General features: G+C 55.4%; 12 protein-coding genes and 4 tRNA genes. All 16 read left to right on the forward strand.

Annotated features, from left to right (window positions below):
- The first annotated feature begins 208 nt into the window (after positions 1-208).
- The 16 genes from birA (at position 209) to rpsL (ending at position 15,517) form a co-directional block, all read left to right on the forward strand.
- Entirely contained in the window at positions 209-1,168 is a 960-nt protein-coding gene (birA, locus tag ACZRMO_RS22245; protein WP_463974227.1) for a bifunctional biotin--[acetyl-CoA-carboxylase] ligase/biotin operon repressor BirA, read from the forward strand.
- A complete protein-coding gene (locus ACZRMO_RS22250) occupies positions 1,158-1,907 on the forward strand; it encodes a pantothenate kinase (protein WP_463974228.1) in 750 nt (249 codons plus the stop codon). The genes birA and ACZRMO_RS22250 overlap by 11 nt, the downstream gene beginning before the upstream one ends.
- A gap of 7 nt (positions 1,908-1,914) precedes the next feature.
- Positions 1,915-2,361: a hypothetical protein gene (locus ACZRMO_RS22255; protein WP_463974229.1), complete on the forward strand. Its 447-nt coding sequence runs from the start codon at positions 1,915-1,917 to the stop codon at positions 2,359-2,361.
- Positions 2,362-2,504: 143 nt separating this feature from the next.
- Positions 2,505-2,589: transfer RNA gene (locus tag ACZRMO_RS22260), tRNA-Tyr, on the forward strand.
- 24 nt (positions 2,590-2,613) lie between these two features.
- A tRNA-Gly gene (locus tag ACZRMO_RS22265) sits at positions 2,614-2,687 on the forward strand.
- A 26-nt stretch (positions 2,688-2,713) separates the two neighbouring features.
- Positions 2,714-2,789: transfer RNA gene (locus tag ACZRMO_RS22270), tRNA-Thr, on the forward strand.
- A 161-nt stretch (positions 2,790-2,950) separates the two neighbouring features.
- Positions 2,951-3,026 (forward strand) — tRNA-Trp (locus tag ACZRMO_RS22275).
- A gap of 45 nt (positions 3,027-3,071) precedes the next feature.
- The gene (secE, locus tag ACZRMO_RS22280) at positions 3,072-3,440 is read left to right on the forward strand and encodes a preprotein translocase subunit SecE (RefSeq protein ID WP_003194658.1); all 369 of its coding nucleotides are present in this window, start codon (positions 3,072-3,074) and stop codon (positions 3,438-3,440) included.
- A gap of 9 nt (positions 3,441-3,449) precedes the next feature.
- Complete coding sequence (gene nusG, locus ACZRMO_RS22285; RefSeq protein ID WP_003176436.1) at positions 3,450-3,983, forward strand: transcription termination/antitermination protein NusG; 534 nt, start codon at positions 3,450-3,452, stop codon at positions 3,981-3,983.
- Positions 3,984-4,100: 117 nt separating this feature from the next.
- A complete protein-coding gene (gene rplK, locus ACZRMO_RS22290) occupies positions 4,101-4,532 on the forward strand; it encodes a 50S ribosomal protein L11 (protein ID WP_003210097.1) in 432 nt (143 codons plus the stop codon).
- A complete protein-coding gene (gene rplA / locus ACZRMO_RS22295) occupies positions 4,532-5,227 on the forward strand; it encodes a 50S ribosomal protein L1 (RefSeq protein WP_003176434.1) in 696 nt (231 codons plus the stop codon). The genes rplK and rplA overlap by 1 nt, the downstream gene beginning before the upstream one ends.
- A gap of 200 nt (positions 5,228-5,427) precedes the next feature.
- Positions 5,428-5,928 (forward strand): 50S ribosomal protein L10, encoded by a 501-nt coding sequence (gene rplJ / locus ACZRMO_RS22300; protein ID WP_003232405.1) that lies wholly within the window; start codon positions 5,428-5,430, stop codon positions 5,926-5,928.
- A gap of 78 nt (positions 5,929-6,006) precedes the next feature.
- Positions 6,007-6,372, forward strand: a complete 366-nt coding sequence (rplL, locus tag ACZRMO_RS22305; protein WP_017736673.1) for a 50S ribosomal protein L7/L12 — start codon at positions 6,007-6,009, stop codon at positions 6,370-6,372.
- Between the two features lie 219 nt (positions 6,373-6,591).
- The gene (rpoB, locus tag ACZRMO_RS22310) at positions 6,592-10,665 is read left to right on the forward strand and encodes a DNA-directed RNA polymerase subunit beta (protein ID WP_463974230.1); all 4,074 of its coding nucleotides are present in this window, start codon (positions 6,592-6,594) and stop codon (positions 10,663-10,665) included.
- Between the two features lie 64 nt (positions 10,666-10,729).
- On the forward strand, positions 10,730-14,929 hold the full coding sequence (gene rpoC / locus ACZRMO_RS22315) for a DNA-directed RNA polymerase subunit beta' (RefSeq protein WP_017736671.1): 4,200 nt from the start codon (positions 10,730-10,732) through the stop codon (positions 14,927-14,929).
- Between the two features lie 216 nt (positions 14,930-15,145).
- On the forward strand, positions 15,146-15,517 hold the full coding sequence (rpsL, locus tag ACZRMO_RS22320; protein ID WP_002555494.1) for a 30S ribosomal protein S12: 372 nt from the start codon (positions 15,146-15,148) through the stop codon (positions 15,515-15,517).
- The last annotated feature ends 54 nt before the right edge of the window (positions 15,518-15,571 follow it).

The following is a 15,571-nucleotide window of genomic DNA, read 5'->3' on the forward strand; positions in this document are numbered from 1 at the left end:
GTGGGGTTTCCCCATGTGAGAGTAGGTCATCGTCAAGATTAAATTCCGAAACCCCATTTGCGAAAGCAGATGGGGTTTTGTTTTGGGCGCGAGAAAAGCTCGCAAGGCGGTACCAGGCAGTGCTCGCTTGGCTGCTAAATCTTACGCTTTCTATGCAATGACCCAGCGCATGGCTATCATGCCTGCCTCATTGTGAGGCGATACTTGCATGCTGACGTTGTTAAAACTTCTGAAAGATGGCCGATTCCACTCTGGAGAGGCGCTAGGTGCTGCCCTGGGCGTTAGCCGCAGTGCTGTCTGGAAGCAGCTCCAGCACCTTGAGGCGGAATTGAGTTTGCCTATCCATAAGGTGCGTGGAAAGGGGTACCAACTTGCATCCCCTCTGGTGTTCTTGAGTGTTGAAGAAATTGCACTAAGGGCGCCCTCCTTGGGCTGGCCTATCCACATTTCCGACTCTATTGACTCTACCAATGCTGAAGCTTTGCGATTGATTGCTGCTGAATGTCCAGCTCCGTTTCTAGTGCTCGCGGAACAGCAAACAGCGGGGAGAGGTAGGCGTGGCCGCACATGGGTCAGTCCGTATGCGCAGAATGTGTATTACAGCCTCGTATTGCGCATTGAGGATGGTCTGCGACAGTTGGAAGGATTGAGCCTGGTTGTCGGCTTGGCGGTCATGCAGGCTCTGCGTGAGTCGAGTGTGCAGGGGGCTGCCTTGAAGTGGCCGAACGATGTCTTGGTTGGTCAGCAGAAAATTGCGGGCATCTTGTTGGAATTAGTGGGGGATCCTGCGGATATTTGCCACGTTGTCCTTGGTATAGGCATTAATGTGAATATGCAGAAATCCGATGCTATAGACCAGCAGTGGACGTCAGTACAGCTTGAGACGGGCGCTCCAGTTGATCGCAATTCGTTGGTTGCGAGACTGGGACAACAGTTGCTTAGCCATCTGGAGCGACACAAGGCTGGTGGATTTGCTGCGCTTCAGGGGGAGTGGGAGCGTAATCATGCGTGGCAAGGGCGGGCGGTTTCCCTCATTGCCGGCGTCAATCAAGTTGAAGGTGTGGTGCTCGGTGTCGATCGCCAGGGCGCCTTGCGTTTGAATGTTGATGGCGTTGAAAAAATCTACAGTGGTGGTGAGTTAAGCCTGAGGTTGCGTGATGATTCTTGAGCTCGACTGTGGCAATAGCTTTATCAAGTGGCGAGTGCTTGATTCGAACTGGTCGGCGGCCTCCGCAGAAGGTGTCGTTGGCTCGGATAGAGCATTGATTGAAAGTTTGGTGGCCGTTCCTGGCTTGCTGCTCACGCGCTGCCGGTTAGTGAGTGTCCGGGCGCAGGAGGAGACCAGTAAGCTGGTACAGGCTCTGGAAGGGGCTTTTGGTGTTGCTGTCTCTTGTGCCTCTTCAGCACGAGAAATGGCTGGCGTGCGTAACGGCTATGAAGATTTCGAACGTCTTGGCCTTGATCGTTGGTTGGCGATGCTGGGGGGATTCAAGTTGGCGTCAGGTGCTTGCCTGGTGCTTGATTTTGGTACGGCGGCGACAGCAGATTTTATTGGTGCGGACGGCGAGCACTTGGGGGGATTCATTTGCCCTGGTATGCCTCTCATGCGTAATCAATTGCGCACGCACACCCGCAAGATACGTTACGACGATGCTGCTGCTGAGCGAGCGCTGGAGCGCCTCTCACCAGGTCGTACGACAGTAGAGGCGGTCGAGCGTGGCTGTACGCTGATGCTCAGAGGGTTTGTGCTAACGCAGCTCGAGCTGGCCCGAAGCTACTGGGGTGACAGCTTTACGGTGTTCCTTACCGGGGGGGATGCTGAGTTGGTTTTGGATGCTGTGCCGCAAGCGCGCCTCGTTCCTGATCTGGTTTTCGTCGGTTTAGCGATGGCGTGCCCTTTGTCTTGAGGTGTTTATGCGTTGGCTGTTTCTACTTTTACTCGTCCTCAACGCCTTCTACTACGTATGGCATCAGCAGGAGGCACCGCTGCGCGCCAAGGATGTAACGCCCTTGAGTCTCTATCGGGGCTCTCAGCAAGATATTCGCTTGTTGAGTGAGTCTTCGGATGCGATTGCGAGGAAGGAGCGGGCTAAAGCTGCTGATGCGCAAAATACGTGTTTGTACATAGGTGGTTTTGTCGACCAGCGCCAGGCGCAGTCCGTCGAGCAGCGACTGATCAGCCTGGATATAAAGGTCAAGGTGCAATTGCTGAACACGCCTGAGGCCTCCGGTTACTGGCTTCGCGTGGCGCCTGAAAGTCGACGTCTGGCTGATGATCTGCCCTTTGAAAACCTTGCTAAGGAATTCAATGAGTTAAAACATAAAATAATGTTGTGCGAAGGCGTTGCAACTCTCGAATAGTTTGCATAGAATGGCGCCCGCTTCGCAGTGAAGACCTTTAAGGTCTACAAGGTGAAGCGAACGTCAATGCAGCTAACCTCATATTTTTAAATGAGAAAATGCTTGACAGAAGGTCGGCGTGATGTAAAATGCCGGCTCGCTTAGGAGGGGTTCCCGAGCGGCCAAAGGGATCAGACTGTAAATCTGACGTCTACGACTTCGAAGGTTCGAATCCTTCCCCCTCCACCATTTTTAGCGTGAGCTGCAAGCTCCGCGGGTATAGTTTAGTGGTAGAACCTCAGCCTTCCAAGCTGATGATGCGGGTTCGATTCCCGCTACCCGCTCCAAGTTTGCAGGTTGTGCAATGTGTTTCGCTCTTGTAGCTCAGTTGGTAGAGCACACCCTTGGTAAGGGTGAGGTCAGCGGTTCAAATCCGCTCAAGAGCTCCATATAACAAGGCAGATATGAAAATATCTGCCTTTGTTTTAACAGCTGCCTCGGCTTGATTCTGATTTTTCTGGCGCTTGTGTCAGGTGGTTTCAAGTCTGTTGGGGTTGGTTGTTGTAAAGTCTTTTTCAGGCCTGCATAATGGTCGGCCTGATTTTGTTTTAGGTCAGTAGCTCAATTGGCAGAGCGACGGTCTCCAAAACCGTAGGTTGGGGGTTCGATTCCCTCCTGACCTGCCAGATTCACGTGGTGTGTCTGGCTTTCTTTTCACAGGATCTTCATAGATGACTCCTAAGGCTGAAGCTCAAAGCTCTCGTTTCGATCTGGTCAAGTGGCTCGCTGTGGTCGCCTTGGTGGTCGTAGGCGTTGTTGGCAATCAGTACTATTCTGCTTCGCCGATCCTGTACCGCGTACTCGCTTTGCTTGCCCTTGCTGCTGTAGCTGCCTTTGTAGGCCTGCAGACTGCCAAAGGCAAGTCTTTCGCGGTCCTGGTAAAGGAAGCTCGCACCGAAATTCGTAAAGTCGTTTGGCCGACTCGCCAAGAAACCACGCAGACCACATTGATTGTCGTGGCTGTTGTTCTGGTTATGGCGTTGCTGTTGTGGGGTCTAGATTCCCTGCTCGGCTGGCTTGTTTCCTTGATTGTTGGCTAAGGGTGTCCCGTGGCTAAGCGTTGGTACGTTGTGCATGCTTACTCGGGTTACGAGAAGCATGTTATGCGCTCTTTGCTAGAGCGCGTAAAGCTGGCAGGCATGGAAGATGGCTTCGGCGAAATTCTGGTTCCCACTGAAGAAGTGGTTGAAATGCGGAATGGGCAGAAGCGTAAAAGTGAACGTAAGTTCTTCCCTGGCTACGTGCTGGTTCAGATGGACATGAATGAAGGTACTTGGCACTTAGTCAAAGATACCCCTCGTGTCATGGGTTTCATCGGCGGAACCGCTGATAAGCCTGCTCCGATCACCGACAAAGAGGCGGAAGCAATTCTGCGTCGTGTTGCTGATGGTAGCGACAAGCCTAAGCCGAAGACGTTGTTCGAGCCGGGTGAGGTTGTTCGTGTCACAGATGGTCCGTTTGCTGATTTCAACGGTACTGTCGAAGAAGTTAACTACGAAAAGAGCCGGATCCAAGTGGCGGTGCTCATTTTCGGTCGCTCTACTCCGGTAGAGTTGGAATTCAGTCAGGTCGAGAAGGTCTAGCTGAACAAGCATCCCAACCCCGCAGCCTTAGGCTGTGGGGTTTTGTCGTCACTGGGATAAACGCGCAAGTAACCGGGGAGCCTTTCGAGGCGCTTGAACCCGTAATTGGAGTGCCTCATGGCCAAGAAGATTACCGCTTACATCAAGCTGCAAGTGAAGGCCGCTCAGGCCAACCCAAGCCCACCCGTCGGCCCAGCTCTGGGTCAGCACGGCGTGAACATCATGGAATTCTGCAAGGCCTTCAACGCCCGTACTCAGGGTATTGAGCCAGGTCTGCCGACTCCAGTGATCATCACTGTATACAGCGACCGTAGCTTCACCTTCGAAACCAAGTCGACCCCGGCTTCGGTTCTGTTGAAGAAAGCTGCTGGTCTGACTAGCGGTTCCGCTCGTCCTAACACCGTTAAAGTCGGCACTGTAACTCGTGCTCAGCTGGAAGAAATCGCGAAAACCAAAAACGCGGATCTGACTGCAGCTGATATGGATGCAGCCGTGCGTACCATCGCCGGTTCTGCTCGTAGCATGGGCCTTAACGTGGAGGGTGTGTAATGGCTAAGCTGACCAAGCGCCAAAAGGCTATCGCCGGCAAAATCGAAGCAGGCAAGTCCTACAACTTTGTAGACGCTGCTGCCCTGCTGACCGAGCTGTCGACTGTCAAGTTCAGCGAGTCTGTTGACGTTGCTGTAAACCTGGGTGTTGACCCACGTAAATCCGACCAGGTCGTTCGTAGCGCTACTGTGCTGCCACACGGTACTGGCAAGACTGTACGTGTAGCTGTCTTCACCCAAGGCCCGGCAGCTGAAGCTGCTCTGGCCGCCGGCGCTGATCGCGTTGGCATGGACGACCTGGCTGCCGAAATGAAAGGCGGCGACCTGAACTATGACGTCGTTATTGCTTCCCCGGATGCAATGCGCGTTGTAGGTCAGTTGGGTCAGATCCTCGGTCCACGCGGCCTGATGCCTAACCCTAAAGTCGGCACCGTAACTCCAGACGTAGCTACCGCGGTTAAAAACGCCAAGGCTGGTCAGGTTCGTTATCGCACCGACAAAAACGGCATCATCCACACCTCCGTTGGCAAAGTCGGCTTCGACGCCGTCAAGCTGAAGGAAAACGTTGAAGCCCTGATCGCTGATCTGAAGCGTATCAAGCCAGCTTCCTCGAAAGGTATCTACGTCAAGCGCGTTACCCTGAGCACCACTATGGGCCCAGGTCTGGTCATCGACCAAGGCTCGCTGGACGTATAAGACACAAGTTGGCGCGAGCGATCGCGCCAATTGAAAAAATTGGGGTCCCTGCCTGGCGGGGGCTATCCAAGACCGTAGGCGACGCAAGTCTTAAACCATCAAGCCTACGCAGATGGTGCTCCCGGTTCCTTACCGAATCAGACACCAAAACGACATCCGGCTCCGGCCAGATGAAACGGTAACAAGCAGGAGTTAAACCCGTGGCAATTAATCTCGAAGACAAGAAGGCCATCGTCGCTGAAGTCAACGAGGCTGCCAAAGCTGCTCTGTCCGCTGTCGTGGCTGATGCCCGTGGTGTGACAGTAGGCGCTATGACCGGACTCCGTAAAGAGGCTCGTGAAGCTGGCGTTTACGTACGTGTTGTACGTAACACTCTGCTCAAGCGCGCTGTTGCTGACACTGAATACAGTGTTCTCAACGACGTGTTCACTGGCCCGACTCTGATCGCGTTCTCCAAAGATCATCCAGGCGCTGCTGCCCGTTTGTTCAAGGAATTCGCCAAGAGTCAGGATAAGTTCGAGATCAAGGCAGCTGCGTTCGAGGGCAAGTTCCTCGCAGCTAACCAAATCGACGTACTGGCAACACTGCCGACCCGCGACGAAGCCATTTCGCAGCTGATGAGCGTGATTCAAGGCGCTACCAGCAAGCTGGCTCGTACTCTGGCCGCAGTTCGCGAGCAAAAAGAAGCCGCCGCAGCCTAAGGCTGAACGACTTCTCTCGCGTATTTTTGTTTATTTCGATGGCCGTGTAGGCCGTCCCCCAATTCAGGAAATACAGCAATGTCTATCTCCCAAGACGATATCCTCAACGCCGTAGCTGAAATGTCGGTTCTGCAGGTTGTTGAGCTGATCAAAGCTTTCGAAGAAAAATTCGGCGTTTCCGCTGCCGCTGCTTCCGCTGGCCCAGCTGCTGCTGCTGCCGTTGTTGAAGAGCAAACCGAATTCAACGTCATGCTGACCGAAGCTGGCGAGAAGAAAGTAAACGTGATCAAGGCAGTACGTGAACTGACCGGTCTGGGCCTGAAAGAAGCCAAGGCTGTAGTTGACGGCGCTCCTGCCGTGGTTCTGGAAGCTGTGTCGAAAGACGCTGCTGACAAAGCCAAAGCTACTCTGGAAGAAGCAGGCGCTAAAGTCGAGCTGAAGTAAGCATCGACCTTGCGTCTCCAGCCCAAGCGTTAAGCTGAAGGCTGATGGCTGGTGGCTCTTGCCACCGGCCTTTTTCCGTTCTTGGCTGCCGACTAGGTCGCCGCCATTAACGCGCTGTAGCCACCCGAAGCGGTGGTGCAAACCAAGGGGTTTGCAAGATTTTCTGGCTGCTCCCGTCGGAGGGGCCAAACAAGCAGGTGACCAAGCTGGGGAACGCTGATGGCTTACTCATATACTGAGAAAAAACGTATCCGCAAGGACTTTAGCAAGTTGCCGGACGTCATGGATGTCCCGTACCTTCTGGCTATCCAGCTGGATTCGTATCGTGAATTCTTGCAGGCGGGAGCGACCAAAGATCAGTTCCGCGACGTGGGCCTGCATGCGGCCTTCAAATCCGTTTTCCCGATCATCAGCTACTCCGGCAATGCTGCGCTGGAGTACGTGGGTTATCGCCTGGGCGAACCGGCATTTGATGTCAAAGAATGCGTGTTGCGCGGTGTTACGTACGCCGTACCTTTGCGGGTAAAAGTCCGTCTGATCATTTTCGACAAAGAATCGTCGAACAAAGCGATCAAGGACATCAAAGAGCAAGAAGTCTACATGGGCGAAATCCCACTGATGACTGAAAACGGTACCTTCGTAATCAACGGTACCGAGCGTGTAATCGTTTCCCAGCTGCACCGTTCCCCGGGCGTGTTCTTTGATCACGACCGCGGCAAGACGCACAGCTCCGGTAAACTCCTGTACTCCGCGCGGATCATTCCGTACCGCGGTTCGTGGTTGGACTTCGAGTTCGACCCGAAGGACTGCGTGTTCGTGCGTATCGACCGTCGTCGCAAGCTGCCGGCCTCGGTACTGCTGCGCGCGCTCGGTTATACCACTGAGCAAGTGCTGGACGCTTTCTACACCACCAACGTATTCAGCCTGAAGGATGAAACCCTCAAGCTGGAGCTGATCGCTTCGCGTCTGCGTGGTGAAATTGCCGTCCTGGACATCCAGGATGAAAGCGGCAAGGTGATTGTTGAGGCTGGCCGTCGTATTACTGCGCGCCACATCAACCAGATCGAAAAAGCCGGTATCAAAGAGCTGGAAGTGCCTCTGGACTACGTCCTGGGTCGCACCACCGCCAAGGTTATCGTTCACCCGGCCACAGGCGAAATCCTGGCTGAGTGCAACACCGAGCTGAACACCGAGATCCTGGCTAAAATCGCCAAGGCCCAGGTTGTTCGCATCGAGACCCTGTACACCAACGATATCGACTGCGGTCCATTCGTCTCCGACACGCTGAAGATCGACTCCACCAGCAACCAATTGGAAGCGCTGGTCGAGATCTATCGCATGATGCGTCCTGGCGAGCCGCCAACCAAAGACGCTGCCGAGACCCTGTTCAACAACCTGTTCTTCAGCCCTGAGCGCTATGACCTGTCTGCGGTCGGCCGGATGAAGTTCAACCGTCGTATCGGTCGTACCGAGATCGAAGGTTCGGGCGTGCTGTGCAAGGAAGATATCGTCGCGGTATTGAAGACCCTGGTCGACATCCGTAACGGTAAAGGCATCGTCGATGACATCGACCACCTGGGTAACCGTCGTGTTCGCTGCGTAGGCGAGATGGCCGAGAACCAGTTCCGCGTTGGCCTGGTACGTGTTGAGCGTGCGGTCAAAGAGCGTCTGTCGATGGCTGAAAGCGAAGGCCTGATGCCGCAAGACCTGATCAACGCCAAGCCAGTGGCTGCGGCGGTGAAAGAGTTCTTCGGTTCCAGCCAGCTCTCGCAGTTCATGGATCAGAACAACCCGCTCTCCGAGATCACCCACAAGCGCCGTGTTTCTGCACTGGGCCCGGGCGGTCTGACCCGTGAGCGTGCTGGCTTTGAAGTTCGTGACGTACACCCGACGCACTACGGTCGTGTTTGCCCGATCGAAACGCCGGAAGGTCCGAACATCGGCCTGATCAACTCCCTGGCTGCCTATGCGCGCACCAACCAGTACGGCTTCCTCGAGAGCCCGTACCGTGTGGTGAAAGACGCCCTGGTCACCGACGAGATCGTGTTCCTGTCCGCCATCGAAGAAGCTGATCACGTGATCGCTCAGGCTTCGGCCACGATGAACGACAAGAAAGTGCTGGTCGACGAGCTGGTAGCTGTTCGTCACTTGAACGAGTTCACCGTCAAGGCGCCGGAAGACGTCACCTTGATGGACGTATCGCCGAAGCAGGTAGTTTCTGTTGCTGCGTCGCTGATCCCGTTCCTGGAGCACGATGACGCCAACCGTGCGTTGATGGGTTCCAACATGCAGCGTCAAGCTGTACCGACCCTGCGCGCTGACAAGCCGCTGGTAGGTACCGGCATGGAGCGTAACGTAGCTCGTGACTCCGGCGTTTGCGTCGTGGCTCGTCGTGGCGGCGTGATCGACTCCGTTGATGCCAGCCGTATTGTGGTTCGTGTTGCCGATGACGAAGTTGAAACTGGTGAAGCCGGTGTCGACATCTACAACCTGACCAAATACACCCGCTCGAACCAGAACACCTGCATCAACCAGCGTCCGCTGGTGAGCAAGGGTGATCGCGTTCAGCGTAGCGACATCATGGCCGACGGCCCGTCCACCGATATGGGTGAGCTGGCTCTGGGTCAGAACATGCGCATCGCGTTCATGGCATGGAACGGCTTCAACTTCGAAGACTCCATCTGCCTGTCCGAGCGTGTGGTTCAAGAAGACCGCTTCACCACGATCCACATCCAGGAACTGACCTGTGTGGCACGTGACACCAAGCTTGGGCCTGAGGAAATCACTGCAGACATCCCGAACGTGGGTGAAGCTGCACTGAACAAGCTGGACGAAGCCGGTATCGTTTACGTAGGTGCTGAAGTAGGCGCAGGCGACATCCTGGTCGGTAAGGTCACTCCGAAAGGCGAGACCCAACTGACTCCGGAAGAAAAACTGCTGCGTGCCATCTTCGGTGAAAAAGCCAGCGACGTTAAAGACACCTCCCTGCGCGTGCCGACTGGCACCAAAGGTACTGTCATCGACGTACAGGTCTTCACCCGTGACGGCGTTGAGCGTGATGCTCGTGCACTGTCCATCGAGAAGACCCAGCTCGACGAGATCCGCAAGGATCTGAACGAAGAGTTCCGTATCGTTGAAGGCGCGACCTTCGAACGTCTGCGTTCCGCTCTGGTAGGCCACAAGGCTGAAGGCGGCGCAGGTCTGAAGAAAGGTCAGGACATCACCGACGAAATCCTCGACGGTCTTGAGCACGGCCAGTGGTTCAAACTGCGCATGGCTGAAGATGCTCTGAACGAGCAGCTCGAGAAGGCCCAGGCCTACATCGTTGATCGCCGCCGTCTGCTGGACGACAAGTTCGAAGATAAGAAGCGCAAACTGCAGCAGGGCGATGACCTGGCTCCAGGCGTGCTGAAAATCGTCAAGGTTTACCTGGCAATCCGTCGCCGCATCCAGCCGGGCGACAAGATGGCCGGTCGTCACGGTAACAAAGGTGTGGTCTCCGTGATCATGCCGGTTGAAGACATGCCGCACGATGCCAATGGCACCCCGGTCGACGTCGTCCTCAACCCGTTGGGCGTACCTTCGCGTATGAACGTTGGTCAGATCCTTGAAACCCACCTGGGCCTCGCGGCCAAGGGTCTGGGTGAGAAGATCAACCGTATGATCGAAGAGCAACGCAAGGTCGCTGACCTGCGTAAGTTCCTGCACGAGATCTACAACGAGATCGGCGGTCGCAACGAAGAGCTGGACACCTTCTCCGACCAGGAAATCCTGGATCTGGCGAAGAACCTGCGCGGCGGCGTTCCAATGGCTACCCCGGTATTCGACGGTGCCAAGGAAAGCGAAATCAAGGCCATGCTGAAACTGGCAGACCTGCCAGAAAGCGGCCAGATGCAGCTGTTCGACGGCCGTACCGGCAACAAGTTCGAGCGCCCGGTTACTGTTGGCTACATGTACATGCTGAAGCTGAACCACTTGGTAGACGACAAGATGCACGCTCGTTCTACCGGTTCGTACAGCCTGGTTACCCAGCAGCCGCTGGGTGGTAAGGCTCAGTTCGGTGGTCAGCGTTTCGGGGAGATGGAGGTCTGGGCACTGGAAGCATACGGTGCTGCTTACACTCTGCAAGAAATGCTCACAGTGAAGTCGGACGATGTGAACGGTCGGACCAAGATGTACAAAAACATCGTGGACGGCGATCACCGTATGGAGCCGGGCATGCCCGAGTCTTTCAACGTGTTGATCAAAGAAATTCGTTCCCTCGGCATCGATATCGATCTGGAAACCGAATAACACGTGACGCGAATCGAGAGCGGGGCTGTTTAGCCCGCTCTCTGCTCCGCCAGGAGGAAAGGCCTTGAAAGACCTACTGAATTTGCTGAAAAACCAGGGTCAAGTCGAAGAGTTCGACGCCATCCGTATTGGATTGGCATCGCCTGAGATGATCCGTTCGTGGTCGTTCGGTGAAGTTAAAAAGCCGGAAACCATCAACTACCGTACGTTCAAACCTGAGCGTGACGGCCTGTTCTGCGCCAAGATCTTTGGCCCGGTAAAGGATTACGAGTGCCTGTGCGGTAAGTACAAGCGCTTGAAGCACCGTGGTGTGATCTGCGAGAAGTGTGGCGTTGAAGTCGCACTGGCTAAAGTTCGTCGTGAGCGCATGGCGCACATCGAGCTGGCTTCGCCGGTTGCCCACATCTGGTTCCTGAAATCGCTGCCGTCCCGTATCGGCTTGCTGATGGACATGACCCTGCGTGATATCGAACGCGTTCTCTACTTCGAGAGCTATGTCGTTATCGATCCAGGCATGACCACCCTTGAGAAAGGTCAGCTGCTGAACGACGAGCAGTACTTCGAAGCGCTGGAAGAGTTCGGCGACGATTTCGATGCCCGTATGGGTGCCGAAGCTGTCCGCGAGCTGCTGCACGCTATCGACCTGGAGCACGAGATTGGCCGTCTGCGCGAAGAAATTCCGCAAACCAACTCCGAAACCAAGATCAAGAAACTGTCCAAGCGTCTGAAGTTGATGGAAGCCTTCCAGGGTTCCGGCAACTTGCCAGAGTGGATGGTGCTGACCGTTCTGCCGGTTCTGCCGCCAGACCTGCGTCCACTGGTACCGTTGGACGGTGGTCGTTTCGCGACGTCCGACCTCAACGACCTGTACCGCCGCGTGATCAACCGTAACAACCGCTTGAAGCGCCTGCTTGATCTGTCCGCTCCGGACATCATCGTGCGCAACGAAAAGCGGATGTTGCAAGAAGCTGTCGACGCCTTGCTCGACAACGGTCGTCGTGGCCGCGCTATCACCGGTTCGAACAAGCGTCCTCTGAAATCCCTGGCTGACATGATCAAGGGTAAGCAAGGTCGTTTCCGTCAGAACTTGCTCGGTAAGCGTGTTGACTACTCCGGTCGTTCGGTAATTACCGTAGGCCCGACCCTGCGTCTGCACCAGTGCGGTCTGCCTAAGAAGATGGCACTTGAGCTGTTCAAGCCATTCATCTTCGGCAAGCTGGAAATGCGCGGTCTCGCGACCACCATCAAAGCGGCCAAGAAAATGGTCGAGCGCGAACTGCCAGAGGTTTGGGACGTTCTCGCTGAAGTGATCCGCGAACACCCGGTTCTTCTCAACCGTGCACCGACCCTTCACCGTCTGGGTATCCAGGCGTTTGAACCGGTACTGATCGAAGGTAAGGCTATCCAGCTGCACCCTCTGGTCTGTGCTGCGTACAACGCCGACTTCGACGGCGACCAAATGGCCGTGCACGTACCGCTGACACTGGAAGCCCAGTTGGAAGCGCGTGCGTTGATGATGTCGACCAACAACATTCTGTCGCCAGCCAACGGTGAGCCAATCATCGTTCCGTCGCAGGACGTTGTATTGGGTCTGTACTACATGACCCGTGAAGCGATCAATGCCAAGGGCGAAGGTCGTGTCTTCGCTGACCTGCAGGAAGTTGACCGTGTGTTCCGTGCCGGCGAAGCCGCACTGCACGCCAAGGTCAAGGTGCGGATCAACGAAACCGTCAACGACCGTGATGGCGGCAGCGTGAGCGGCACCCGTATTGTCGACACTACTGTCGGCCGTGCGCTGCTGTATCAAGTTGTGCCAAAAGGTCTGTCGTACGACGTCGTCAACCTGCCGATGAAGAAAAAGGCGATCTCCAAGCTGATCAACCAGTGCTACCGCGTGGTTGGTTTGAAAGAGACCGTGATCTTCGCTGACCAGTTGATGTACACCGGTTTTGCTTATTCGACCATTTCCGGCGTTTCCATCGGTGTTAACGACTTCGTTATCCCGGATGAAAAAGCCCAGATCATCGGTGCTGCTACCGATGAAGTGAAAGAGATCGAAAGCCAGTACGCCTCCGGCCTGGTAACCCAGGGCGAGAAGTACAACAAGGTAATCGACCTTTGGTCGAAGGCGAACGACGAAGTTTCCAAGGCGATGATGGCCAACCTCTCGAAAGAGAAGGTTATCGACCGTCACGGCGTGGAAGTCGATCAAGAGTCCTTCAACTCGATGTACATGATGGCCGACTCGGGCGCACGGGGTTCTGCTGCGCAGATCCGTCAGCTCGCCGGTATGCGTGGCCTGATGGCCAAGCCGGACGGTTCCATCATCGAAACGCCGATTACTGCGAACTTCCGTGAAGGTTTGAGCGTACTTCAGTACTTCATCTCCACTCACGGTGCTCGTAAGGGTCTTGCGGATACCGCGTTGAAAACCGCTAACTCCGGTTACCTGACTCGTCGTCTGGTAGACGTTGCACAAGATCTGGTTGTAACCGAGATCGACTGCGGCACCGAGCACGGCCTGCTGATGACTCCGCACATTGAAGGCGGTGACGTTGTAGAGCCGTTGGGTGAGCGCGTACTGGGTCGAGTGATCGCCCGTGACGTATTCAAGCCAGGCACCGAAGAAATCATCGTTCCTGCCGGTACTCTGGTGGACGAGAAGTGGGTCGAGTTCATCGAACTCAACAGCATCGACGAAGTGATCGTTCGCTCGCCGATCAGCTGCGAAACCCGCTACGGCATTTGCGCCAAGTGCTACGGCCGTGACTTGGCTCGTGGTCACCAGGTGAACATCGGTGAAGCGGTCGGCGTTATTGCTGCCCAGTCCATCGGTGAGCCGGGTACCCAGCTGACCATGCGTACGTTCCACATCGGTGGTGCGGCAAGCCGGACCTCCGCAGCTGACAGCGTTCAGGTGAAGAATGGCGGTACCGTCCGTCTGCACAACCTGAAGCACGTTGAGCGAGTGGATGGCCACCTGGTTGCTGTGTCCCGTTCCGGTGAGCTGGCAATCGCTGACGACTACGGTCGTGAGCGTGAGCGTTACAAGCTGCCGTACGGTGCTGTGATTTCGGTTAAAGAAGGTGACAAGGTCGACGCTGGCGCAATCGTGGCCAAGTGGGATCCGCACACTCACCCAATCGTTACCGAAATGAAAGGTACCGTGACCTACGTGGGCATGGAAGAAGGCATCACGATCAAGCGTCAGACTGACGAATTGACCGGTATGACCAACATTGAAGTACTCGACGCGAAAGATCGTCCAGCTGCCGGTAAAGACATCCGTCCTGCCGTGAAGATGGTCGATGACAACGGCAAGGACTTGTTGCTGCCAGGCACTGACGTAATTGCTCAGTACTTCCTGCCAGCCAACGCCCTGGTCGGTGTAGCGGATGGTGCGAAGATCGCGATCGGTGATGTTATCGCGCGTATCCCGCAAGAAACTTCGAAAACTCGAGACATCACCGGTGGTCTGCCGCGTGTTGCCGACTTGTTCGAAGCTCGTCGTCCGAAAGAAGCGTCGATTCTGGCTGAAGTCAGCGGCACCATCGCGTTCGGTAAAGAGACCAAGGGCAAGCGCCGTCTGGTCATTACCCCGAACGACGGTAGCGATCCGTATGAAGAGCTGATTCCGAAGTGGCGTCACCTGAACGTCTTCGAAGGCGAACAGGTAAACCGCGGCGAAGTTATCTCCGACGGCCCGAGCGATCCACACGACATCCTGCGTCTGCTGGGTGTGAGTGCGCTGGCCAAGTACATCGTGAACGAGATCCAGGACGTTTACCGTCTGCAAGGCGTGAAGATCAACGATAAGCACATCGAGACCATCCTGCGTCAGATGCTGCGTAAAGTTGAAATCGCTGAATCCGGCGATTCCAGTTTCATCAAGGGCGACCAGATGGAACTGACTCACGTACTGGTAGAAAACGAGCGCCTGGCGAACGACGAGAAATTCGTTTCCAAGTTCACTCGCGTGCTGCTGGGTATCACCAAGGCGTCGTTGTCCACTGAGTCGTTCATCTCGGCGGCCTCCTTCCAGGAGACCACTCGCGTACTGACCGAAGCAGCGGTAACCGGCAAGCGCGACTACCTGCGCGGCCTGAAAGAAAACGTGGTTGTGGGTCGTTTGATCCCGGCTGGTACCGGTTTGGCTTACCACAGCGAGCGCAAGCGCCGCCGTGATGCTGACAAGCCGCTGCGCGTAAGCGCCAGTGAAGTGGAAGCTGCACTGACCGAAGCGCTGAACTCAAGCGGTAACTGAGTTCTGCGATAAATAAGTCTGGGCCCTGGCAGCCCCATTCGTCGGATCGAGGCAGTAATGCCCCGGTTCGATGGGAGGGGAGGTCGGGGCCTTGCCTTGACTGGGGGCAAGATCCTCTTTAGACTCTTGTACCCCTAAATTTGGCGGGAATTCGTTCCTGCCATTTTGCTTTTCTTGCAAGACAATAGCGTCGCAAGACAACAGTGGAGCTAGTAGATGGCAACTATCAACCAGCTGGTACGTCAGCCGCGTAAGCGTATCGTCGAGAAATCCGACGTACCTGCGCTGCAGAACTGCCCGCAACGTCGTGGCGTATGCACCCGTGTGTATACCACCACGCCGAAAAAACCTAACTCGGCACTGCGTAAAGTATGCCGTGTGCGCCTGACCAACGGTTTCGAGGTTTCCTCGTACATCGGCGGTGAAGGCCACAACCTGCAAGAGCACAGCGTGGTACTGATCCGCGGCGGTCGTGTAAAAGACTTGCCAGGTGTTCGTTACCACACCGTACGCGGCTCCTTGGATACTTCCGGCGTTAAAGGTCGTAACCAGGGTCGTTCGAAGTACGGTACCAAGAAGCCTAAGTAGTAGCGGCTTTTTGTAAAACTGAATCATCTTATTTTCTGAGTCGATAAGAGTAAG

The organism is Pseudomonas sp. B611, from assembly GCF_055407965.1.

Coding starts and splice junctions, on each gene's coding strand:
- birA (WP_463974227.1), top strand. CDS start 209: ATGCTGACGTTGTTAAAACTTCTGAAAGATGGCCGATTCCACTCTGGA.
- ACZRMO_RS22250 (WP_463974228.1), top strand. CDS start 1,158: ATGATTCTTGAGCTCGACTGTGGCAATAGCTTTATCAAGTGGCGAGTG.
- ACZRMO_RS22255 (WP_463974229.1), top strand. CDS start 1,915: ATGCGTTGGCTGTTTCTACTTTTACTCGTCCTCAACGCCTTCTACTAC.
- secE (WP_003194658.1), top strand. CDS start 3,072: ATGACTCCTAAGGCTGAAGCTCAAAGCTCTCGTTTCGATCTGGTCAAG.
- rplK (WP_003210097.1), top strand. CDS start 4,101: ATGGCCAAGAAGATTACCGCTTACATCAAGCTGCAAGTGAAGGCCGCT.
- rplA (WP_003176434.1), top strand. CDS start 4,532: ATGGCTAAGCTGACCAAGCGCCAAAAGGCTATCGCCGGCAAAATCGAA.
- rplL (WP_017736673.1), top strand. CDS start 6,007: ATGTCTATCTCCCAAGACGATATCCTCAACGCCGTAGCTGAAATGTCG.
- rpoB (WP_463974230.1), top strand. CDS start 6,592: ATGGCTTACTCATATACTGAGAAAAAACGTATCCGCAAGGACTTTAGC.
- rpsL (WP_002555494.1), top strand. CDS start 15,146: ATGGCAACTATCAACCAGCTGGTACGTCAGCCGCGTAAGCGTATCGTC.